The 22,841-nt window shown below is 38.2% G+C and carries 21 protein-coding genes; all 21 read left to right on the top strand.

The features are described 5' to 3' along the window. Nucleotides 1-46 precede the first annotated feature (46 nt). The 21 genes from ACO05G_RS10125 to ACO05G_RS10025 all read left to right on the top strand — a co-directional run bounded on the left by ACO05G_RS10125 (nt 47) and on the right by ACO05G_RS10025 (nt 22,802). Nucleotides 47-664, top strand: a complete 618-nt coding sequence (locus ACO05G_RS10125; protein WP_421762680.1) for a hypothetical protein — start codon at nt 47-49, stop codon at nt 662-664. A gap of 38 nt (nt 665-702) precedes the next feature. Next, entirely contained in the window at nt 703-939 is a 237-nt protein-coding gene (locus ACO05G_RS10120; RefSeq protein ID WP_421762679.1) for a hypothetical protein, read from the top strand. 24 nt (nt 940-963) lie between these two features. Then, nucleotides 964-1,788, top strand: a complete 825-nt coding sequence (locus ACO05G_RS10115) for a mechanosensitive ion channel family protein (RefSeq protein ID WP_348284313.1) — start codon at nt 964-966, stop codon at nt 1,786-1,788. Nucleotides 1,789-1,802: 14 nt separating this feature from the next. Beyond that, nucleotides 1,803-2,657 (top strand): mechanosensitive ion channel family protein, encoded by an 855-nt coding sequence (locus ACO05G_RS10110; protein ID WP_348284314.1) that lies wholly within the window; start codon nt 1,803-1,805, stop codon nt 2,655-2,657. A gap of 145 nt (nt 2,658-2,802) precedes the next feature. Further along, complete coding sequence (locus tag ACO05G_RS10105; RefSeq protein WP_421762678.1) at nt 2,803-3,423, top strand: RNA polymerase sigma factor; 621 nt, start codon at nt 2,803-2,805, stop codon at nt 3,421-3,423. Next, complete coding sequence (locus ACO05G_RS10100; protein ID WP_421762677.1) at nt 3,407-3,625, top strand: hypothetical protein; 219 nt, start codon at nt 3,407-3,409, stop codon at nt 3,623-3,625. The genes ACO05G_RS10105 and ACO05G_RS10100 overlap by 17 nt, the downstream gene beginning before the upstream one ends. 286 nt (nt 3,626-3,911) lie before the next feature. Further along, nucleotides 3,912-4,349, top strand: coding sequence for a hypothetical protein (locus tag ACO05G_RS10095; protein WP_421762676.1), 438 nt, complete (start codon nt 3,912-3,914; stop codon nt 4,347-4,349). A gap of 11 nt (nt 4,350-4,360) precedes the next feature. Further along, nucleotides 4,361-4,618, top strand: a complete 258-nt coding sequence (locus tag ACO05G_RS10090) for a hypothetical protein (protein WP_421762675.1) — start codon at nt 4,361-4,363, stop codon at nt 4,616-4,618. 25 nt (nt 4,619-4,643) lie between these two features. Then, a complete protein-coding gene (locus ACO05G_RS10085) occupies nt 4,644-7,601 on the top strand; it encodes a hypothetical protein (protein ID WP_421762674.1) in 2,958 nt (985 codons plus the stop codon). Next, nucleotides 7,601-8,596: a mechanosensitive ion channel family protein gene (locus tag ACO05G_RS10080; RefSeq protein WP_421762673.1), complete on the top strand. Its 996-nt coding sequence runs from the start codon at nt 7,601-7,603 to the stop codon at nt 8,594-8,596. Before ACO05G_RS10085 ends, ACO05G_RS10080 begins: the two co-directional genes overlap by 1 nt. Before the next feature lie 15 nt (nt 8,597-8,611). Beyond that, nucleotides 8,612-9,511, top strand: a complete 900-nt coding sequence (locus tag ACO05G_RS10075) for a mechanosensitive ion channel family protein (RefSeq protein ID WP_421762672.1) — start codon at nt 8,612-8,614, stop codon at nt 9,509-9,511. Nucleotides 9,512-9,774: 263 nt separating this feature from the next. After that, nucleotides 9,775-10,467 (top strand): hypothetical protein, encoded by a 693-nt coding sequence (locus tag ACO05G_RS10070; protein ID WP_421762671.1) that lies wholly within the window; start codon nt 9,775-9,777, stop codon nt 10,465-10,467. Further along, the gene (locus ACO05G_RS10065) at nt 10,464-11,798 is read left to right on the top strand and encodes a hemolysin family protein (RefSeq protein ID WP_421762670.1); all 1,335 of its coding nucleotides are present in this window, start codon (nt 10,464-10,466) and stop codon (nt 11,796-11,798) included. The genes ACO05G_RS10070 and ACO05G_RS10065 overlap by 4 nt, the downstream gene beginning before the upstream one ends. Then, nucleotides 11,782-12,936: a magnesium/cobalt transporter CorA gene (gene corA / locus ACO05G_RS10060; protein WP_421762669.1), complete on the top strand. Its 1,155-nt coding sequence runs from the start codon at nt 11,782-11,784 to the stop codon at nt 12,934-12,936. Before ACO05G_RS10065 ends, corA begins: the two co-directional genes overlap by 17 nt. Before the next feature lie 121 nt (nt 12,937-13,057). Next, entirely contained in the window at nt 13,058-13,519 is a 462-nt protein-coding gene (locus ACO05G_RS10055; protein ID WP_421762668.1) for a hypothetical protein, read from the top strand. 425 nt (nt 13,520-13,944) lie between these two features. After that, complete coding sequence (locus ACO05G_RS10050; RefSeq protein ID WP_421762667.1) at nt 13,945-14,355, top strand: VOC family protein; 411 nt, start codon at nt 13,945-13,947, stop codon at nt 14,353-14,355. A 143-nt stretch (nt 14,356-14,498) separates the two neighbouring features. After that, on the top strand, nt 14,499-15,851 hold the full coding sequence (mgtE, locus tag ACO05G_RS10045) for a magnesium transporter (RefSeq protein WP_421762666.1): 1,353 nt from the start codon (nt 14,499-14,501) through the stop codon (nt 15,849-15,851). Nucleotides 15,852-16,180: 329 nt separating this feature from the next. After that, the gene (locus ACO05G_RS10040; protein ID WP_348284328.1) at nt 16,181-16,927 is read left to right on the top strand and encodes a FadR/GntR family transcriptional regulator; all 747 of its coding nucleotides are present in this window, start codon (nt 16,181-16,183) and stop codon (nt 16,925-16,927) included. A gap of 252 nt (nt 16,928-17,179) precedes the next feature. Next, entirely contained in the window at nt 17,180-20,308 is a 3,129-nt protein-coding gene (locus ACO05G_RS10035) for a SusC/RagA family TonB-linked outer membrane protein (RefSeq protein WP_421762665.1), read from the top strand. Between the two features lie 19 nt (nt 20,309-20,327). Beyond that, nucleotides 20,328-21,782, top strand: coding sequence for a RagB/SusD family nutrient uptake outer membrane protein (locus ACO05G_RS10030; RefSeq protein WP_421762664.1), 1,455 nt, complete (start codon nt 20,328-20,330; stop codon nt 21,780-21,782). 18 nt (nt 21,783-21,800) lie between these two features. Then, entirely contained in the window at nt 21,801-22,802 is a 1,002-nt protein-coding gene (locus ACO05G_RS10025) for a hypothetical protein (RefSeq protein WP_421762663.1), read from the top strand. Nucleotides 22,803-22,841 lie beyond the last annotated feature (39 nt).

Here is a 22,841-nt window from a genome sequence, read left to right as displayed (position 1 = left end):
GACTTTATCACTAAAAGCAGTCGAAAGAGATAAATAGTTAGTAAAAATGAAAAGCCTAATATTATTATCAATGCTGATCCTCAGCCAGGCTGTGTGCGGTCAGGATACTAAACTTTCAAAAGCTGAAAGAAAGGCCTTAATCAAAGAGGCGAAAAGTTATAAGTCCAATCCAGAAAGGCTTCTGAGCTTAAAAGGGGAAATGAGTGATTTAAAATCTAAAAATCTTGAACAAGAGAATCAAATCCGCTCTTTAGTAGGTGAATTTGAAGATTTAAATAATCAGATTACTTCACTAAATAGTCAATTAAGTAACGTCAAAAGACAGCTTGTAAAGAATGAATCTGCAACATCAAAACCCAATCAAATAGCTACAATCGACAAGGGATTGACGTTTCGTGTTCAGATTGGAGGGTATACCAAACGAGACTTATCCGAATTTGCTGATCCGGAGGGACGATACATTAAGGTCGATAAAAATAATATTGGAGTACAGGAAATCACATTAGGATATTTCACTAGCTATCAAAAGGCTGACGAATTTAAAAAACACCTCAGGGCCATGGGGTTGAAGGATGCATGGATTGTGCCTTATAAGGATGGAAAACGGGTTCTTCTAAAAGAAGTATTGAATGAAGTGGTTGGGGATGGCAAAAAGTCTCTTTGATAAATTATTGATGGGAGCTTTTGCTCCCATTTTATTACATGGTTAATCCATTTGTGGAAATACGGTCCAGGACCGCAATACCAAAAGATTTAAAAATCAAAGTAGAAGCTGATATTGATTTATTAAGAATGGGTGGAAACGTTGGTGAATTATTCATAACCAACATGGGAAATACAGCTTGCAAGTTGCTTGGATTTAAGCATGAAGGAGAAAATGCTGAAAAATGTGACTTTAACGAAATGTCAGAGTCTAAACCAACAATATTTAAAACTTGAATAACCTAAACTTAAAATTAAATCATGGAAAAAATTACTGATCTAACACAAGTAGGCCTGCAGTCATTGGTTGCACTTGGAGAGAGTTTAATGTCTGCACTTCCTAATATTCTAGGAGCATTGTTTCTCCTATTACTAGGATGGATTATTGCGAAGATTGTCTCCTTTATTGTGAGAAAAGCACTAAAGGCCATTGGGTTTGATAAGCTTGTAGAAAAAGTTAACCTCGATGAAATGCTAAGTGGATCTAATATTACTATTAATCCTTCACGCGTGGTAGGTAAGTTCGTTTACTGGGTTATAATGCTTCTGTTTTTTGTAACAGCCTCTGACACACTAGGATGGTCTGTTGTATCAAATTCCATTGGTGATTTGATTGCTTATCTCCCTCAGCTATTTAGTGCTATTGTCATCTTCGTAATTGGATTTTATATAGCCACTTTCGTTCGTAAAGGATTAAAAACAATTTTGGAATCTTTGGCTGTATCCTCTTCAAGAGTAATAAGCAGTTTTGCTTTTTACCTAATCCTTGTGATTATCACAGTTACAGCTTTAAATCAGGCTGGCGTAGATACGCAGATAGTCACCTCTAATGTGACCATTATCGTGGCGGGTATCATACTTGCATTTGCTGTCTCTTTTGGTATTGGATCAAAAGATATACTTACCAATATCCTATCCAGCTTTTATACCAAAAATCACTTTCAGGTAGGTCAAAAAATCGAAATGGATGATGTAAAAGGAACCATTGAAAAAATTGACATTACCTCATGTCAAGTGAAGACTTCTTCTGAAACTATTATAGTTCCTGTAAAGCGACTACTTACTGAAAAAGTAATCATTAAATAAAGACAGCTGTTCCTATGACACTTCAAGAGATATTGGATTTTGAGCTTTTTAGCATAAGCCAGTACAGCGTTAAAGCGTCAAGTATATTTTTTCTGATCCTGGTCTATATGGTGACCAGGATCTTTTTATGGATACTTAAAAAGTCACTTTTACGGGGTAAGCTGTTTAAAAGATTAGATAAAGGCCAGGCTATGGCCTATTATCAAATTGCTAAGTATGTTGTGATAGTGATAGCAATTTCAATTGCTCTTGAAGGACTTGGCATCAAAATCACATTTCTATTAGCTGGATCGGCAGCACTATTAGTTGGTGTTGGTTTAGGATTACAACAACTGTTTAATGATTTGGTGAGTGGATTTATCATTTTAACAGAGCACTCCATCAAAGTAGAGGATATAATTGAAGTAGACGGGATAGTTGCTCGGGTTAAAGAAATCGGACTTAGAACGTCGAAAGTTGAGACGAGAAATGATATCATGATGATCTTACCAAACTCAAAGATTGTCAATGAAAATGTTACAAACTGGTCTCACAATAAAAAAGTGACCAGGTTTTCCCTCTTTGTTGGCGTTGCTTATGGATCAAATGTTGACCTGGTAGCAGAATTATTAAAAGAAGCTGCAGATGAAAATCCAGATGTGGTACCTTCTCACCAAACAGTTGTTAGGTTTATCGATTTCGGAGACTCATCACTTCAGTTTGAAGTATTATTTTGGAGTAACAATCAGTTTAGAATTGAAGATGTGAAGAGTAAAATCAGATTCGCCATTAATAGAAAGTTTATAGAAAATAAGGTACAAATCCCGTTCCCTCAAAGAGACTTACATTTAAAATCTGCAGCAGTAGCAATTCCAATAGAACAAGCATAGAGAAAAATTCATATGGAAAATTTTGAAAGGGTAGCGAAGAAGCAATTCAACTTTCAAGGAATTGAGCCTGGCAATGATGGTGGTGTTTTTATTCAAGATATCGGCTTGAATCATGATTAATAGGTCGCTCGTAAAAAAGAATTTTTTGATCAGGGAAGAAATTCTATTTTCTTTTGCCACTTACCTGGTCAACCAACTTGTGCTGGACTCACAGAAAAAGAAATTTACAGATGAAGAGCTAATTGATGCAATTTTGATTGCAGGGCAGCCTGAATGTTTTGAGGAAATCTATGATAGATATGCTGGAAAAATTTTTCAAAAATGTCTATCATTCACAAAAGAGGAGTCTGAGGCAAAGGATGTGGCGCATGATGTAATAGTAAAGATATACCTCAACCTGTCTAAGTTTAATCGAAAGTCTAAATTCTCGACTTGGGTATATGCAATTACCTATAATTATTGCGTGGACCATCAAGCGAAGCGAAAGCGGCAACTTACTTTGAGGGAAGAAATCAATCGAGAGAAAGAGGATTCTAGATTTGATGGTCCAGCCGACGAAGAAGTTTTAAGTCTTAACATTGAGACATTAAATCTTTTGATGGAGCAGCTTACTCCAGCTGAAAAATCGATCCTATTAATGAAATATCAAGATGGTTTTTCTATCAAAGACATTGCGGAACTGACAGGTTCTGGTGAGAGTGCTGTGAAGATGAAATTAAAGAGGACCAAAGCAAAACTGATGAAACTCTATGAAGAAGGAAGATAAATACAAAGAGCTAAATCCGGAGGATATTAATCCATTCGAGTACATCAATAAGGTTGATGAGCTTCCACCTTCCTTGAAAAAAGAAGTGATGGCCACCATCAATTATGCACACCTGATGATTGACCTGGGTAAATTGTTTTCAGTAGATATGGCAAATACAGCCACCAGAATGATAGACCCCTCTAGCGATACGGAAGACTGATTTCTGCTATTTTTCTTCAGGGTGTGACTAACGACTTGGTAAAGAATTAGATTAAATATGTGGGGTTAGATGCTTCGCTGTTTTTTGGCAGGACATGTTTCATCAAAGAAGAATCTGTCTTGGATGATTATGGCAATTGTAAGTACTAACTTAAGTTGGCAAGTTGAGGAGGTACTGGCGAAATCTTTTGTTGATATTGCCAGAGTATGAGGACTTAAAATAGTAAAAGTGAACTTTAGAATGTGACTTTTGCTGAAGAGGTAGTCTAAACAGAAAATATAAAACGATGACAGTATCAAAGACCCCAAAGAAAACTGGTGGTAAAAAGGACAATACGAAAAAAGCCACACCAAATCCGAAAATGAGAGTTACAAAAAAATCGGTAACCTCAAAAGAGGAAGAAGAAAAAAACAAGTATGAATCCAAGATGGTTGCCGCTATTGACGGTGTAGATGAAAAACTGAAAAATTTGAAGGAAGAAAGTTCCCGATTAAAAGATGCTACAAAGGAAAAACTAGACGAACAAATCATCTTTCTTTCCAAAAAGAAAGATGAGCTAGAGGTTTCTCTCAAAGATTTGCGTGAGCACTCTGGTGAGAAATGGGAAGGCTTTAAGGACGGAGCGGAAAGGAAGATTGAGGAGCTTGAAGAAGAAGCAAAGGAGCTATTTGAAGGGATGAAAAGTGGCTTCAAATATTTATTTTCAAAGTTTAGAAAGAAGTAGCAGATTGTCAAATGAAACTTTTTAGAATCATCCTAATCCTCGTCTTTGTTTTGGCTATTGTAGTTTTCTCAGTACAGAATGCTGAGGTAGTTGAAGTGCGATTTCTAGGCTGGAGTGTAGAAACTTCAAGAGCATTACTCATGCCTGTCTGTGTAGCGGTTGGTTCATTGTGCACTACATTAGCGTTGCTTCCAGCTTTAATTGGTAGAAGTAAAAAAGAAAAATTCTCTCCTTCAGGCTCATTGCAAGCTGAAGAAGAGTCTAATTAACTAACCAACCGATCGTTTGTCGTCTATGACCCTATTTGAAGAAGGCATTAAAAAGCAAGTATTAGACTTACTTGAAAAGCATTATATAAAATCCATTAAAAATCAATTAGGGGATGAATTAGAACAAATGCATCTGATCGTTGAAGCCGTGGATGCGTTCCATCATCTTCCGGTAGAACAACGCGATGCTCCTGTTAAACTTGCGGAATACAAAACACAGCTATACTCGCTCATTGAAGCCATGTGGGGAAAGCCTGAAAAAGGGAATTTTTCACAAATTTATGATACCCTGATTCAAACCTTTCCACCCGTTTTTGAGGCGCTCCCTTCTAGTAAATTCAAAGTACAAGATAGGGAACGATTCTATGCACAGCAGGGAGATTCTACAGTTACCAAGGTGCTTAAGTTGATAAAGCGTATCGCATTTACTTTTATGAATGCCCCGCTCCATCTCTCCAACAAACTTAAGAAAAAGAAACAGGCGATCCCTTACTGGAAGCATAAGGTTCCTGTAAGAAATCTGGCTAAGTACCATTTTCAGACCAATTTGATTGAATCGTTATGCATAGTAACGGACTTATTTTTCACTACCATCTGCGAAGCGTACCTAAGCATTAAGATTTGGGAGGAAGAGCTGATGCATGAGGACATGCCTAAGACGGAGAACCTGGAAGAGATCAGGAAGAAGCTAAAAGGCCTGAAAGCCTCTTTTTCACGAAAAGCGAAAAGTCTATTGAGCGTAATGCTTGATGAGCGGCTTGCCCAGTACGAGGAAGATGGTCAAAAGGCCGGAACAATTGAGTTTTCCAATAAAATACTTTCTAATGCTTCACTGGATGATCAATTTGAAAAGGCCGATAAGCGCTGGTCGGACAACAATTTAGAATGGAAAAACACGCTGTATGCATTGTTCGAAGAATGGCGTTCTGATCTCAATATCTATACTTTGAAATATCAGACCGTTTCTGAGTTTGAAAACTTTAAAGCCGCACAAATTAAAAAACTATTAGAGCAAATAGATCCTGAAATTGAGGCTGTTAAGTTATTCATTAATGAAAGTCGCGTTAGTGTTAGAAATAGCTCCCAAGATGATTTTAGCAAAGAGATAAAAAAGGTAGGTTATCAGGCTTTAAAAAAATTAGATAAAGAACTGTTGCCTCGATTAAGCGATACGCTTACTAATCGGTCGGTTGCCAATGCAATAAACAAACTAGAGGTGGGTATTCAAGGCCATGTCGAGGAACTTTCAGATGAACATGTCATAGTTAAAAACTGGTCATACAAATCACCAACAAAAAGCGATGAGCTCAAGAAAATCTCTCCTTATGAGCTTATTTCATTTGAAGCATTAAGCATTTTCAAGGATGAAATAGAAAGTGTTAAAACAGAACTTTTCTCTGTCCTTGAATCCGCAAATATTGACATTCAGGATGTTGGACAGATTATTTCCTTTACTACTGACTCAGCCATTTCTCTGATCGAGGAAAAACAGAATTCAACTGATGAGGCACTTCAGGTAGTAGAAGAAGGGTTACAGCGAGCATACAATCGTATTGATAAAGCCAGGCTGGAACTAGAACAAGCGATGCAGGCTAATAGTGAGAAACTAGAAATTATAATTGATGCCTTTTGCAATCGATTAATGGAACTCACAATCAATGAAAATGTGGGTGAGTTAAGACTGAGAATAGTTAGAGCAAAAGCTGCAAAGCAAGCGGATGAAATTAAAGAAGAGATTAGGGAAAAGATAAGGTCAAGGAAAAGATTTGTTTCAGGTTTACTCAGTAAATCCTATAGTTCAGCCTTTCAATTTCTTACGAATGTAAGTGAGCGTTTTGTGCTCACTGCAAGTAAACCAACAATAACCCGACAGGTTTCGGATTTTCTTCTTGAATCGCAGCATGCAATCAATAGCTTACCTCTTATATACATGAGGTTATATAGAATTGAACCCTTGGAAGACCTTGAGCTCTTCGAGGGTAGAAAAGAGGAAACTCGCCTTTTAAATGAAGCATTTCATAACTGGAATGAAGGAAGATATGCAGGCACTACTATTATAGGAGAAAAATGGGGAGGTTTAACTTCTTTTATAAACTACACCATTCATCAAAGCAACTTTCCATACTTAGTGACTCGATTTTCTTCAAAACAAAACATTTACGATGAAAGTGGACTCATCCAATTAATGAGGGAAGTTTTTCAAAATGAATCGTTTGAAAACCCGGATCAGGTTGTTGACTATCTAAACAATGGTCCTAAAAGAGTGATAATTTTAGAGGATCTACAAAACCTGTACCTCCGAAAAATTGGGGGATTCATGGCACTTCAACTTCTCTTTCAACTTATTTCAAGGACTCATAACAACATTTTTTGGATTACAACCACAACGATTTATTCTTGGCGATACCTCTGTAAGGCGATACAGATCAATGAGTTTTTTAGCTACGTTATTGAAATGGGTGATCTGACAGAGGAACAAATAGTAAATATTATCTGGAAAAGAAATCGCATCAGCGGATATAACATCAAGTTTGAAGCAAATAAGGAATTCCAGGAGGATAAAAAGTTTCTGCAGCTGGATGAAAAAGGACAACAGCAACTCTTGAAAGATGCCTTCTTCACTTCGTTGAATTCTTTTGCCAAGAGCAACGTAAGCCTGGCGCTGATCTTCTGGCTGCTATCCACTAAAAATGTAGACAAGAATACGATAACGATTGGTTCATTCAAAAGCCCCGACCTGAACTTTATCTCTGTGCTTTCGATGGAAAAGGTGTATACGCTGCATGCGCTTATACAGCATGATGGCCTTACGGAGGGGCAGCTTCAGGAGATTTTGCACCTTCCGACTTCAAAAGCACGACTAAACCTGCTGGCCCTGCTGCAAGATGGTATCATCACCCGAAAAGAGCAGGTATATCTTGTAAACCCGATGGTATACCGAGACACTATTGCCATGTTAAAATCTAAAAACCTGATTCACTGATGAAAAGATTCATTATAATCCTAATTTCAATTGGCATTTCAGGGTATTTAAGTGCCCAGCAGACTATTGTGGACAGCAGTAGTATGGATTCGCTTGTTACTATTTCTGAACAAACGGAGCAGGTCATCGACTCACTAAATGAACTTTCTGCAAATGCACAAAAAGCTGATATACAAGCACCCTCCGGGCCACCTTCTATTTCAGAGATCATTTCTTTATCTAAGATTTTTTGGGCTATTATTTTTCTAATAGGTGGCTACCTGTTTATTAGAATCACATCCAAAATTCTTGAAATTTTCGCAGAAAAGAGCACGCAATATAGAATTACGATAAAGAGCTTCATACCTGTTGTGAAAATTCTAGGCTGGATAGGGCTGGTTTTTGTAGTGGTTGCTGGAATTTTTCAGCCTCCCGCGGCTACACTACTTGCTTTTTCCGCATCTGTTGGTGTGGCTATTGGTTTTGCCTCGCAAGACATTATCAAGAATATTTTTGGAGGAGTTATGATCCTTTTTGATCGTCCATTCAAAGCTGGCGATAAAATTGACGTTGGAGGTAACTATGGAGAGGTGGTGGAGATTGGTTTGAGATCTACACGAATTGTTACTCCTGACGATAGTTTGGTTTCCATTCCGAATGGTGAAATAATGAATCATTCCGTGTCGAACGCAAATGCCGGGGAACCTAATTGTCAGGTTGTTGCTGAGATCTACCTACCAATAGACGCAGACACCACACAATGTAGAACAATTGCAACACAAGCAGCTGTAGTATCCCGATACATTTATATGAACAAGCCAATAACCATCATTTTTTCAAATGAATTTAAAGACCGTCAGTCATTGCTTAAGATGAAGATCAAGGCCTATGTGCTGGATATAAGAGATGAATTTAAATTCAAGAGTGAAATGACCGAAATAGTTATTAAGAAATTGCTAGAAGAGAAAATTCTTAAAGTCAAAGAAAATAAAAAGGTCAATACTTCAGAAGCGTAATATTATTAAGTACTGATGGAAACATTTTTAGACCAAACCATTTATGACCCCACCATAGGAAAGATAATAGCAACCATTATTGGAGTTATAATTATTTGGCTGGCGCTAAAGGTGGTCCAAAATCGATTATTCAATAATATTGAAGAATTGCACCAGCGATATCGGGTAAAGAAGGCCTCATCTTTTGTGGGATTTTTGCTTACTGTAGTGCTAATTTCCGTCATTTTCAGTGATAAGCTAGGAGGCTTTACTGTCGCATTAGGTGTGGCAGGTGCAGGCATTGCATTTGCCTTGCAGGAAGTTATCGCAAGTGTTGCAGGTTGGGCTGCAATTATGTTTGGTGGCTTTTACAAAACAGGGGATAGGGTGCAATTGGGTGGAATTAAAGGTGATGTTATCGATATTGGCGTGCTGAGAACTACCTTGATGGAAACAGGGCAGTGGGTAGATGGCGATTTGTATAATGGTAGAATTGTTCGGATTGCAAATAGTTTTGTCTTTAAGGAACCAGTCTTTAACTACTCCTCTGACTTTCCATTTTTATGGGATGAAATCAAAATCCCCGTAAGATTTGGTAGTAATTATGACTTGGCAGAAACATTCTTTAAATCATCTTTAGATGAAATTATTTCTAAATTTTCTGAAACAGCCGCGACAACATGGAAACAACTGGTAAAAAAGTACCTGATTGAAAATGCTACCACTAAGCCTATGATTACAATGATCTTTAATGACAACTGGGTCGAATTCACACTCAGATACCCTGTTGAATATAAGAGAAGAAGGATCACCAAAGACAAATTGTTCAGATCTATTTTAAAACAGATCGAGTCTTCTGATGGAGAGGTAAAACTAGCCTCTGCCACTTTTGAAATAGTTGATGGTTCAGGGATTAAAGTAAAAGTTGAAAAATAGTGAATTAAAGCCCACTACTCTTTATCTATGACTTAATGATACCTGAATTAAGTCACTTTTCTAATCTGAATAATGGCATCTCCTAATGAATAATTGTATCATTATTTCATAAAACCATTTGTGGGCGATAATGTAGCCAAGCACTTGTTTTTCTTTTACCGCATCACCATTTGCAGGACCATTAGAAGTCACAAGGTGAAATGAGCGATACTATTAATGTGACTTTACCAGTATCCAGAAGTCTCAACATTAAACACACATAGATGAAAGCAAAATTTGATGTTTCGGTACGATCGGTGAATGAGATCAATGAACTACCGAATAGTTGGACAATTGAAGATTATAAAGAGGTACTTGAATTAGCCGATTTTGAGGACTGGGATGAAATTGATGAAAATGAATTGAAAGATTATACTTTGCTTTCATTGCAAGAATTTGAGGCTGATGAGGCAGCAGAATTAATACTTCACTATAGATTGGGAGATCATCTTAAATCGGGCCAAATCCAAAACATGGCACAGGAGATGATGGATGAAAAACTCTGGGAAGAGTATCAGGATATTCGTTTGCACAAAGACCTCTTTGCATGCGCTTCATTGTTGCATGCAGCCTTCCCAAATAAATTTCCTGAGGCTGAAGCCGTAAAATGCAACATTGAAGTAACTGCGAAAAATCCTTTTGAGCTTGAATTTTTAAAGGAAACAGATAAAACCCTCCTCACAAGGTTGCTTGCAAATGGAATGGACAACCATGCCATCATTAATAGACTTTTTGATGAACAAGTTGCTGGAAGGCCATTCCCGGAAGCTGAGAGCATAATATGGCAACACGAAAAAGTTGAAAAGAAAGATAGTGTCCTTTTTACAATCTATTCATCTCAATACTGGCTTCATGGAATGGATGAAGTCACTTCGTATACATCAGAAGCATTTTCGGATCTAACAAACGCACTATGATAGAAACAGAACCTAATTATACAATGGACGGCATCAAAATTGGCCTGACAGTAGTCTTTATTATACTAAACGGCTTTTTTGTAGCTGCAGAATTTGCATTGGTCAAGCTTACGAAGAGTAAGATCAAAAAAATGATAAAGGAAAAACAGCCTTTTGCTACTACAGCCATGTGGCTTTTCAAAAGACAGAACCTTGCACTTTCAGCTTGTCAGCTAGGCATCACCATGGCGTCATTAGCTCTTGGCTGGATCGGTGAGCCAGCCATTGCTCATTTAATAACACCACTAATCCAAGACCTTGGCATTGAATCAGAAAATGTGATTCATGCTATCGCCTTTACTATTGCCTTTACAACAATCACTGCTCTCCATATTGTTATTGGTGAGCAAGTTCCAAAAATCTATGCAATCAGAAAGCCAGAGCCCGTTTTCTTAGGTTCAGCCCTTCTGCTTAAAGGATTTTACATGATATTGTATCCTTTCATGTATGTACTAAACGCAATTACCATTACAATTCTAAAGTGGTTAGGAATTGAAGAGTCTGACGAGCATGATACCCCGCTTTCTGAAGAAGAAATTCAAGCTTCTTTGAGCATTGCCTATGCCAAAGGAGAATTGACAAAAAATGAACACCGATTACTCAATGCCGTTTTCCGTTTTGACGACACAGTAGCTAAGCAGATCATGAAGCCAAGAAATGAGGTAGAATTTCTGGATATTAATGATTCATTTCTTGAGAACCTTGAATTTGCAAAAGCATCCAGGCATACTCGCTTCCCTCTTTGTGACGACTCGTTGGATAAAGTTGTTGGGGTTATTCATATCAAGGACATTGTGGGGTACAGCCAGAATGATGACATAGAGCTAAAAGCTGTCGCAAGATCCTCCATGATGGTTCCTGAAAATATTCTTCTTAGCAAATTGCTTCAAGAGTTCAGAAGCGCTCACCAACACCTTGCCTTTGTTCAGGACGAATACGGAACAGTCTTAGGCATTGTCACCCTGGAAGATCTATTGGAAGAACTAGTAGGTAGTATGCAAGATGAATTTGATGTTGAGGAGCCTGATATTGTTGAGCAGAAAGATGGAAAAATCATTGTTAATGGAGATGTTCATATTGAAGATATGAACGATCGCTTCAAGCTCAATCTTAATGCTGAAGACGCAGATACCATGTCTGGACTTATTGTAGAAAAGGTTGGACACAAGCTTGAACTAAACAAAAGGATAGAACTGGATGAAGGAGTTCATGCTGAAATCCTTGAAATAGACGGGATAAGAGCAACTAAAATAAGAATAACAATTTCAGTGGTTAATGAAGAAACAGTTTGATATAACCCAAATAGACCTGACACGTCCTGATAAATTGTTACTATCAGGGTTGTTCGGGTTGAAGTCACTAGTCACCCTTCCTTTAGATTTATACTCAGCGCAGAAGAAGGAAGGCAAGACCAAAGGAGAAATTACATTTATTGGGACCAAAAAAGTTGAAGAAGTTCAAACTCAGCTCTACGAATTTAATAGCGAAGGGTCTAAAAGTAGCCTAAATCCACAAACCTTCGATTTTCTTAAAACACGCAAGGAAAGCAAAGTCTACTGGTTGAATTTTCATGGGTTGCATGAGGTTGACTGGATTCAAGATATTGGAGAGACACTAAATTTAGATAGGATTACGGTTCGTCAGATTTTAGATACAACCTTACGTCCCAAGGTAGAAGAGTATGAGCATTATCTGTTTTTTAGTGTGAAGTCCATTTTGAAGGATAATGATGGAAATCTTCAGATTGAGCAAATGTCATTCATTTTGGGCGATAACTATGTTATTTCATTTCAAGAACAGCTTGGGGATTATTTCGATCATATTCGAAATAAGATTACCGAAAAGTTGGGTCTTGTTCGTAAGAAACCTGCAGAATTTCTTCTCTACCAATTACTGGATGCTAATCTGGACAACTATTTTGAAATAATAGAGCAGATTAATCAAGAGGTCAAACTGTTGGAGAGTATTATTTTAACCAACCCCACTCAGGATTCATTGGTAAAACTTGAACAAATGAAGCAAACGACAGAGATGATAAAAAAATCACTCAATCCATTTAAAGATTCACTTAGAGTAATAGCCAACAGAAAAACACCCTTTATCAGTAAACAGAACAACACCTACTTTCATGAACTAATGAATAGTTGCAATAGTGTGATTGAAGAGATTGAGTCAACTACTCACTCGTTAGAAAGTTTAACCAATATCTATTTTTCGTCCCTAAGTCAAAAAATGAATGAAACCATGAAGGTGCTAACCACGGTTGCTACCATCTTCATTCCACTCACCTTCATTGCAGGCATTTACGGGATGAATTTTGAGTATATGCCAGAGTTGAAATTCAGGAACGGATATTTCGTCATTTTGGGCATAATGGGACTGGTTTTCATAGGGTCTTTGATTTATTTCAAACGACGAAAATGGCTTTAAAACCGCCCTTTTAGTATCATTTAAGAGTCAGATACACTATTTTCTATGGGTTGGATTTTGCAAATTCTTCCTTGCAATACGTGTGACTTCCGCCGAAAAAGCAGTCAGAATTAATAAAAAAATGAAAACAATCTTGTTAACAATCTTGGCACTTGGGTTTGCGGCATGCGGATCCAGTCAAAATGTGCCTTCTGATGTCCTAAAATCCTTTGAGTCCAGGTATAAGAAGGCTGAAAATGTTACTTGGAGCTCGGATAATGGAGTGTTTAGTGCTTTATATAAGGAGAGTGAGCTTGTGAAAAAGTCCAGCTATCAAAAGGATGGAGAATGGATTGAAACAGTTACCGAACTGTTGGTCGATGATTTGATGACCTGCATTACTGACTATGTAGACGATGAGTACATGGATGCATCAATTTTTGAAGCCATTTTGATGGAATCACCAGAAACTAAAGAGTATCAAATCTCTCTAGAGTACCTGGATATGGATAGGGAAGGGGATGAGGATATGGATTTGGAGGGGAATGTAGTCTTCACTAAGCTCATCTTTGATACAAATTGCGAGTTTTTGAGTGAAGAATAATTGCATGGAATGGATTCATACTTTAAAAGTCGAGAAATCAAATAGAATGAAGTTTACTAACCTTAATGTACTCGTAAATCTTGTGCAAAATGAGAGTATAAGTGACGAATTAAAATCCAGGTATTTTGACAGAATCGGCGCAATCATTTTAGAAGTTAAAGCAAGGAAAGATTCAATAAATCTTTAATGTGACTTTCTGGGTATGGTTAGTCTAAAGTACAAAGTGACTTAATTATTGATAACACCTTTAAAGAGATTTAATAGAGGTATTTAAAGAAGGTGATTAGGTGGTGATAGGGTCTCCCATAGTGGAGGCCTTTTTTGTTATTGGCAAAACAGCATCGAATTAATGTGAATATGTGACTTCTAAAGAATTATTAGTCCAAGTAATAGTTTATACATCCATTTAAATAAAATTATACAATATGAAATTAGAAAAGCTTATCCCCAATTTGATGGTAGAGGATATTTCCTTTACGCTCAACTACTATCATGGAGTTCTGGGCTTTGACACAGTGAGCACCTGGCCGGAGGCTGGTGATGAAGAATTGAGGAGAGCCAAAGTGAGAAAAGGAGATGTAGAGATTATGTTTCAAAGTGAAAAAAGCCTTAAAAAGGAGATACCTGAATTGCGTCACGATGATCCGGCAGGAGGACTTACACTAGTCATTATGGTCACAGGCATAAGCGAATTCTACAATCACCTCTACTCATCTTTAGATGTAGTTGTTCCATTGAAAGACACACCTCAAGGCATGAAGCAGTTTACCGTAAGAGATGTCAATGGCTACTACCTCACATTTACTGAGTCATTAGAGCATATAGATCAAGTCTAATTGAGGCAATCTTAAAGACAAAAAAAGTTGATTCCAGCTTTTCCGTCTCCTATCAAGAGTAGACGTTTTTTTTAGCAAAGACTACTTGATCAACTAGTTCTTTAGTAAGGATTCTTATGTTTGGATTCTTAAAAACCTTCGCTATGATACAAGAAATAAAACCCTGGGAAATTCTCAAAGAGCATTTAGAGACAGAGTCAATAGATGAAATTAAGAAGTATCTGGATCTTCTGGGAGCAGAAGATATTGTAGGAGTAGTCAGCCACCTTAGTGAGGCACAAAGACTAAAGTTGTTATCTCTATTAACTCCTGAAGATGCCGCTGAATTAATAGAAGATTTACCCTGGGTTCAGGCAATCGAGCTCATCAAAGACATGAACAGCAAGGATGCTGCTGCAATCATAGCAGAACTTCCAAGTGATGAACAGGCTGATTTTTTAGGTGAAATGTCCGAGCAAGGCGCAGCAGCTATTATGCTGGAAATGCCTGAAAACGAGGCTAAAAACATTCGGGAACTCATTCAATATGAAGATGATTCCGCTGGTGGATTAATGGTGACAGAATTCCTCTCCTTTAAGGAAGAGGTCACTGTCGGAGAAGTAGTAAAAGACTTACAATCAAATGCAGAAAAATACGAAAAGTACAACCTACAATACATCTATGTAACACACAAAGGACAGTTTTCGGGTGTGCTAAATATGCGAACTTTATTATTATCAAAACCTACCGTTCTTCTCTCGGAAATAGTGCTTAGAAATGCCCTGACAGTAAAGGATAGGGACTCGCAAGAAGATATAATTAAGTTTTTTGACACTAATGATTTCTATGGCGTACCAGTTGTAGACGACCGATTACAACTTAAAGGAGTAGTTCTACGCAAGGATTTAAGAGAAGCTCAAGCAGAGCAAGAAAATGTCGAGCATCTTGAAACACAAGGAATAGTAGGAGGGGAAGAACTAAGAACCATGTCCGTGTGGTTAAGAGCTAGAAGAAGACTTTCATGGTTGAGCGTCAACATACTACTTAATATTGCTGCAGCAAGCATAATAGCGTTCTATCAGGATACACTTTCGGCTGTTATTGCCCTTGCTGTTTTCTTACCCATCATATCTGATATGAGTGGATGTTCAGGTAATCAGGCTGTGGCGGTAAGTTTAAGAGAGCTTTCACTTGGTGTTGTTCGTCCTTTCGAGGTAACACGAGTTTGGATACAGGAGATATCCGTAGGGCTATTGAATGGGCTGGTACTGGGAACACTTATTGGAGTGGCTGCATGGCTATGGCAAGGGAATATTTATCTTGGATTAGTAGTAGGAGGCGCTCTTTCAATCAATACGGTGGTTGCTGTATCTCTCGGTGGTACAATCCCCCTGATTTTAAAACGTATGAATGTTGATCCAGCACTCGCTTCCGGACCAATCTTAACAACAGTCACCGACATGTTTGGATTTTTCCTGGCTTTGACTTTTGCAGGGATGATGTTGGGGAATTTGTAATGTTCTGAAAATGAATCGATCTCCTAGGGACTGCTTAAAGCCACTCATTCGAGTGGTTTTTTTTTGTTTACAAGCTTTCTATCAAAAGGTTTATAAGAATTACAAGTTCATAAAAGCTACAAAGAACACACTCCTACACCAAGTCCATAAAATAAGCACCTTATTGTAAAGGTACTTTGCTGTTCTACAGCTTTATCTGCTGATTACAAATTCATTAAAACATCCTATTGCCACCCCCTTCTAATTAGGAATTTAATAACAAAATGATAGATATTTTTGGAATTTTAATTGGTACACCATAAATTGGTCGACCAATTAGATAGTTTCAAATGGAAATACTTAATAATTTCTCTCAAATAGAAGTTGAATCTCCGGTTGATAAGATTATCAGACAAATCAGGGATTTGATAACATCCGGCCAGTTAAAAGCAGGCGATCGTTTGCCTTCAGAGCGGAAATTGAGTGAGAAATTAGGAGTTGGCCGTACACATCTTAGAGAAGCACTCCAAAAGCTTGAATTCTACGGTATCCTTAAAACACGTCCACAAAGCGGAACAGTAGTAGCAGGGATGGGTATACCGGCATTAGAAGGTCTCATTACCGATATGCTTGGGCTTCAGGGAAGAGATTTTAAATCGTTGGTAGAAACAAGGGTGATACTCGAGACCAACATCGCGCAACTAGCAGCTCAAAACAGATCAGACGAAGATATTATCGAAATAAAGCATGCGTTGAATGCTCATCGGGTGAAGATAGAGCATAATCAAGACGCAATAGAGGAAGATTTGCTCTTTCATCTCAAAATTGCTGAGGCAGGCAAGAATTCAGTCCTTAATTCCCTCATGTTAATTATTACTCCCGACATAATGCAATATTTCAAAAAGCATAATGTATGTGGGGAGGGCAGAGCTGAACTGGCCGTGGAGCATCACGAGCAACTTTTACAACACATTGTAGATAGAAATCCTGATAAGGCTGGAGAAGCGATAAAGGAGCATTTAAGGGAAATAAGTGAATACGTCAAAACATTAAAAGATGGTATTCAGCTAAACGGAAATGGATCATTAACAACCTAATTCAAAAAAAACTATGTGTGGATTTAATACAAGATAAAAAAAGAGGACCAGCCAAGGGCTGATCCTACCAATTTGAGTGGAGCAAAAAATGAAATATCAATTTGGCGATCGGTATTTATCTCAGGCCCCCTCGATTGCTGCAAAACTATGTAAAGCACCTGCTTAAAGCAAGATCATTGCAACTCTCGTAAGGCTCCCGTTCCACTTGCAATCATTTAGTAATTATCAAATAATTAATTAAAAACCTTAATAATGAAAAGTATTTTACAATCTGTAGAATTAAAATCAAGGATGAGAGCGGTTCTCATTTTGGTTTTGGTTCTTTGCACTTCGGCGGTATCCTGGGCACAAAATTCAGTGTCAGGAACAGTTGCCGATGAGAATGGAGAAGGAATACCGGGTGTAACGGTCCTTGAAAAAGGAACAGCTAATGGGGCCATTACAAACGTAGATGGTTCCTATACCGTTTCAGTTGGGTCAAATGCCGTTTTAGTTTATACGTTTGTTGGATTTAAGAGCCAGGAAATAACGGTAGGTGATCGAACCACAATCGATGTTACCCTTCAAGAGGATCTTGAAGAATTAGAGGAAGTTGTGGTAGTTGGGTACGGTACCCAGAAGAAATCTCACCTTACTGGTGCTATTTCAAAAGTAGAAAACAAGAAACTCGATCAATTAGCTGTTTCCAGAGTTGATGATGCCCTTATAGGACAAGTTTCTGGTGTTAATATTCAAGCAACCAATGCAGAAGCTGGTGGTGCTCCTACCATCACCATTAGGGGAGTTGGATCAGTTACAGCTGACTCGGGTCCTGCAGTAGTAGTTGATGGTATCGTAGTAAACTCAGATTTCCTTTCGAATTTGGATATGAATGACATTGCATCTTTTGAAGTATTAAAAGATGCTGCATCAGCTGCCATATACGGTAGCGAAGGTTCCAATGGTGTTATCCTGATCACTACTAAAAGTGGTAAGAGCGGAAAAACAAAGTTTAGCTATCAAACCTATATAGGTAGAAAAGAAGCACACGGTAGTGATGATTACAGAAAAAGTGTATCTGACTGGCTTGCTTTCGAACAAGCGCAAACTGGAGAGCTAAGTGAAGAATCTCAGTATATGCAAAGAATTGTTGCTTTAACTGGAATTGATAGAGACTGGCAAGATGTTTTCTTCGAGGGAGGAAATATTCAAAGTCATTCATTATCCGCTAGAGGAGGCAATGATAGAACAACATTTAGTGGTTCTTTGAGATATCTACATGATGAGGGGGTTGTCATTACTGATGATTACAAGTTTTACAGTGGGCGGATAAAAGTAGATTCAAAGGTTAATGACAGAGTGACATTTGGTATTAACATGAATCCATCATACTCAGCTCAAAGACGTTTACCAACATCTATACATAATCCTACGCGGCAATCACCATGGTTGCCTATTTATCACACAGAAGAGACCCTTCAATTAATCAATAGGGGATCATACCCTGACGTAGGAGTAGGTGATTATTTCTGGGAAAATCACTTGATTGAACTAGACTTTGATGGTGATGGAAGCGATACGCGCCCACGTACCTCTGGTGACTCAAATCCCTATCAACAGTATGTGGAAAGAGAACATTGGGAGTACGAAACCAATCTCTTTGGTTCCACCTATTTAAGTGTGGATATTATAGAGGGGCTTACAGCTAAAACCTCATTAGCAACTACTATAGAGCAAAGAAAACGCGAAAGATGGGATGGTACTAATTACCATGCGGCGGGTGCGAGTAGGTCACAGTATTATCTGCAAAACAGATTCAGAACAAGAATAATATCTGATAACACATTGAATTATAATAAAACTATTGGTGATCATGAATTCGCAACTCTTGCTGGTGTTACGATTCAGCAAAGAAGAAATAATATCAGTGAGGTCACAGGAGTTGGCTATACAAATGATTTGCTTAAAAACTTAGAAGGAGCTACACTGATCACTGAACCTGCAGAGATTAATAGTCAGTATAATAAGGTTGGTTACTTCGCCAGAATAAACTATGTATATGCCGGCAAGTATTTGTTCAATGCCTCATTCAGACGAGATGGTAGTTCTGTTTTTGGTCCGAACTCTAAATACGGAAATTTCCCAGCTGTATCAGTAGGATGGAATGTTTCTGATGAGGACTTCTTATCAGGAAACAATATTGTTAGTAATCTGAAGCTGCGTGTTAGCTACGGAGAAACAGGATCAGAGCGGTTTAGCGTGGGTAACGATGTGGTGAATAGGTGGCCATATCTGGCCTTATTGGATAATACCAATGCGATCATCGATGGTCAGGTAGTAAATGGAGTTTCACCTCTAAACATTGCCAACTCTGTTTTACAATGGGAAGCATCTAGAGAATTTAATCCAGGAGTAGATTTTGGATTTTTAGAAAATAGATTCTCCGGATCTTTGGATTTTTATTCTAGAACAAGTGAGAGTTTGCTATTAGAGAATCCGGTTTCTTATGTCACAGGATTTACTTCAGGTATAGTGAATCTTGGTGAAGTAAGAAATCAAGGCTGGGAATTGGAGGTGAGAACCATAAACATGAATCAAAATGGTTTCAAATGGAGTACAACATTGATCAGCTCAACAAATCAGAATGAGTTGCTAGCATTTGGTGATTCAGATGGAGCATTGATACAAGATACATATGGTAGAAATTCACAGTGGATTAACAAAATAGGCAATCCCATATCTTCTTTCTATGGATACGTGGTTGATACTGATAAGTATAACGATGCTGAATTTAGGGTTGCCTATGTTGATAGACCTTGGAACAGGATCAATGGTCAGGCTGAGGATGTTATCGTTCGAGACCTGAATGGAGATGGTAGAATCACCGAAGATGACAAAACTATTCTAGGAGATCCTTATCCGGATTTACTTGCCAGCATAACCAATGAATTTACTTATAAGGACTTTGATTTATCATTTATGGTCCAGGGTAGCTTTGGAGCTCAGGTAAATAATATTGGCGACCAATACTTCTATAATTGGTTTGGAAACAGTACGCGATCCGGAGGTGCTGAACAAGCAGTGGTGGATGGCTTGGTTCCTCATGAGTCTTTCATACAGGAAAAAGTACTCACTAGTGAAGTTATTGCCAGTGCAGATTATGTCTCCTTAAGAAACGTGATTATTGGATATAACATGCCGGCTAAATTAACTACGAAAATCGGAGTAACCGGACTTAGGGTTTATGCATCTGGTCAGAATTTGATTTACAAAACAGCTTCTGATTATCATGGATTCAACCCAGAACACATAGATGGTACCAATCCGAGAGCTTATGGATCTCAGCGAGCAGGTACGCCGCTATTTAGAACATTCACATTAGGTCTAAATGTTGACTTTTAATTTAAAAAAGAATTTAATCATGAAGAAGTTAAAATATATAGCATTAGCCATTGTAGCTACGACTTTCACCTCTTGTGGAGATGATTTTTTAAACCCTCTGCCAGATACGGCAGTTTCAGTTGAATCATTTTTTGCATCTGATGATGACATTCTAGCTGGTATTTATGGCGTTTATGATGCCCTGCAGGGAACGAACGAGAGTACGGAAACGAATATTGGTAGGGCCAATAGAGGTGTTCAATTCGAGCATCTTTTGACTGAGCATCGTACAGATAATACGAGAAACGCAACATTAGAGGGCTCTAAGTCTGATTTTCACAGGTATGTGGTGGAAGCGGTCAACGTTGAGTCTGAAGACTTCTATCAATCCATGTATGAGGTTATATTCAGAGCCAATAATATCCTTACTTATATTGGTGTTGCAGATCAAAGTAATCAAGCACGGTACACAGCTGAAGCAAAGTTTTTACGAGCATATGCTTATTTCAAATTGGTAAGATTGTATGGTGACGTACCTCTGGTAACAGAACCAATCGATCCTACAAATGAAGCTGCTCTTTTTACCAGGATTGCAGCAGCTGAAGTTTACGGTCAAATCATAGCTGATTTACAAGAAGCAGTTGATGTTTTGGATAATTCACATAAATCCAGAGCTTCGAAAGCAGCAGCGCAGGGGATTTTAGCAAAAGTGTATTTATCACAAGCGACACCTAACTATTCTGGTGCCGAAATTTTATGTGAAGACATCATTGCCTCCGGAGGTTATAGCTTAATGTCTAACTATAATGATGTGTTTTATTCAGAATTGAATAATGAAATCATCTTTGCGATTCAGTACCAAGCAAGTAATGCTGAAGAAAGCCAAGGTTTTTCTGCTGAGTTTACATCTTTCGTTCGTGCTGGAAGAGAAGATGGTCAAAACATTGTCAATGAAAACTTGTACAATGATTTTGTGGCGATTGGAGGCAATAGGACTGCCGTCTCTATTACTGATATCAATGGAGAACTCGATAATACTGAGAACGAGGTAGCTAAATTTTTCCCTGAAGGCACAGTCATAGCACCAGGAAATATCGATTACGGAGTAGGGCGAAATGCCGGTAACGACTATATAGCGCTTCGTTATGCAGATGTATTGTTACTACACGTTGAAGCAACGATGGCTGGTGCACCAGCAACTGTTGACCCTGATGCATTAGCATCTTTTCAGGCAGTTAGAAATAGAGCGGGTTTGACGACAGCAGTGACCTCAGTTACGAAAGATGATTTAATGACTGAAAGAAGGGTAGAGTTAGCATTCGAAAATCAACGCTACTTTGATTTGAAGAGATTTGGTGAATTTGAAAATGTACTCTCAGCTCATGCAGATGAGATGGGGTATGTGTGGGATATAAACAACGCCAGATTCTTGCCAATTCCACAACGGGAAATAAACCTAAGTGGAGGCTTACTTACTCAGAATCTTGGTTATTAATATTTAAATAATAGAGTTATGAAAAATACTATTAAAAATATCAGTAAAACATTAAGATTAACCTTAATGATTTTTACAGCAGTTTTTGTAAGCTGTGAGTTTAGACCGGAACTACCTGAACCGGGCTCAATACCGGATGAGACTCCACCTTCAGCGAGCTTTGAGTTCATACCAACTGCGGAAGATTTCAGGGTGATCAGATTTACCAACACTTCCTCAGAGGCTACCGAATACATCTGGAACTTTGGCCCAGATGGAGTGGTGTGTGTGGAAGATGAAAATGGGGAAATTGTTTGTGGTACTGAGACTACCACAACAGCTGAAAATACCTATGCAAAATTTGAAGCTGGAGAAGGAACCTATTCGGTAAGCTTGACTGCTCTTGATGCTAACGATGCATCTAATACTGTGGATGTTGAAATCGACGTGATTGATGAATTTGTACCACTTCCAGTAGATGTTATAAATGGAGATTTTGAAAGTGGTAGCGATAACTGGAAAATTTCATTTTCTAATGGATGGAACAATAACGGCTTTGAGTCAAGTTCCGATGGATCCAATACCCTGTATGATGGAACTGATAATGGCTCTAAAACAAGAGGCGCAAAATGGAATGCAACCAGATCAGTAGGAAGTTTAGCATCTTCAAATACAAGAGTTGCATATCAACCAGTGGTTGTGTCTCCTTCCTCAGTTGAGCGTAACGTCGAGTATATCCTTGAATTTGAGTATGCAATCAAAGATGATATTGCAACTGATCCTCCTGAAGGAAGAATCGTTATTGCTGATATTGTTGCGGGTCATTATACAGATGGATTTGAAGCATATCAGCAGACTGACAGAGGCGGAGGAACCAGTCTCCTGCACATAGAAGTTTCCGAAAGAAAAGGAAAAGGAAACTTTACAGTAGTTACCGGAGAGTTTACCGCTCCTGAAAGTGGTTTGGTTTCCATAATGCTGTCAGCAATTACTCCTGTTGATGTTTACGTGGATAATGTTAAAATATATCCTGCAGACTAATCGTCTGGACATCAATAATTAACAAACTATAAAGATTAT

This window comes from Ekhidna sp., from assembly GCF_965227465.1.
Lineage (GTDB): Bacteria > Bacteroidota > Bacteroidia > Cytophagales > Cyclobacteriaceae > Ekhidna.
The sequence above is the reverse complement of the archived record's forward strand: the minus strand, read 5'-3'. Positions and strand labels throughout refer to the sequence as shown.

Bases quoted from the DNA above. Each gene is read 5' to 3' on its own strand.
- ACO05G_RS10125 (WP_421762680.1), top strand. From the start codon at position 47: ATGAAAAGCCTAATATTATTATCAATGCTGATCCTCAGCCAGGCTGTG.
- ACO05G_RS10120 (WP_421762679.1), top strand. From the start codon at position 703: ATGGTTAATCCATTTGTGGAAATACGGTCCAGGACCGCAATACCAAAA.
- ACO05G_RS10115 (WP_348284313.1), top strand. From the start codon at position 964: ATGGAAAAAATTACTGATCTAACACAAGTAGGCCTGCAGTCATTGGTT.
- ACO05G_RS10110 (WP_348284314.1), top strand. From the start codon at position 1,803: ATGACACTTCAAGAGATATTGGATTTTGAGCTTTTTAGCATAAGCCAG.
- ACO05G_RS10100 (WP_421762677.1), top strand. From the start codon at position 3,407: ATGAAGAAGGAAGATAAATACAAAGAGCTAAATCCGGAGGATATTAAT.
- ACO05G_RS10095 (WP_421762676.1), top strand. From the start codon at position 3,912: ATGACAGTATCAAAGACCCCAAAGAAAACTGGTGGTAAAAAGGACAAT.
- ACO05G_RS10090 (WP_421762675.1), top strand. From the start codon at position 4,361: ATGAAACTTTTTAGAATCATCCTAATCCTCGTCTTTGTTTTGGCTATT.
- ACO05G_RS10085 (WP_421762674.1), top strand. From the start codon at position 4,644: ATGACCCTATTTGAAGAAGGCATTAAAAAGCAAGTATTAGACTTACTT.
- ACO05G_RS10080 (WP_421762673.1), top strand. From the start codon at position 7,601: ATGAAAAGATTCATTATAATCCTAATTTCAATTGGCATTTCAGGGTAT.
- ACO05G_RS10075 (WP_421762672.1), top strand. From the start codon at position 8,612: ATGGAAACATTTTTAGACCAAACCATTTATGACCCCACCATAGGAAAG.
- ACO05G_RS10070 (WP_421762671.1), top strand. From the start codon at position 9,775: ATGAAAGCAAAATTTGATGTTTCGGTACGATCGGTGAATGAGATCAAT.
- ACO05G_RS10065 (WP_421762670.1), top strand. From the start codon at position 10,464: ATGATAGAAACAGAACCTAATTATACAATGGACGGCATCAAAATTGGC.
- corA (WP_421762669.1), top strand. From the start codon at position 11,782: ATGAAGAAACAGTTTGATATAACCCAAATAGACCTGACACGTCCTGAT.
- ACO05G_RS10055 (WP_421762668.1), top strand. From the start codon at position 13,058: ATGAAAACAATCTTGTTAACAATCTTGGCACTTGGGTTTGCGGCATGC.
- ACO05G_RS10050 (WP_421762667.1), top strand. From the start codon at position 13,945: ATGAAATTAGAAAAGCTTATCCCCAATTTGATGGTAGAGGATATTTCC.
- mgtE (WP_421762666.1), top strand. From the start codon at position 14,499: ATGATACAAGAAATAAAACCCTGGGAAATTCTCAAAGAGCATTTAGAG.
- ACO05G_RS10040 (WP_348284328.1), top strand. From the start codon at position 16,181: ATGGAAATACTTAATAATTTCTCTCAAATAGAAGTTGAATCTCCGGTT.
- ACO05G_RS10035 (WP_421762665.1), top strand. From the start codon at position 17,180: ATGAAAAGTATTTTACAATCTGTAGAATTAAAATCAAGGATGAGAGCG.
- ACO05G_RS10030 (WP_421762664.1), top strand. From the start codon at position 20,328: ATGAAGAAGTTAAAATATATAGCATTAGCCATTGTAGCTACGACTTTC.
- ACO05G_RS10025 (WP_421762663.1), top strand. From the start codon at position 21,801: ATGAAAAATACTATTAAAAATATCAGTAAAACATTAAGATTAACCTTA.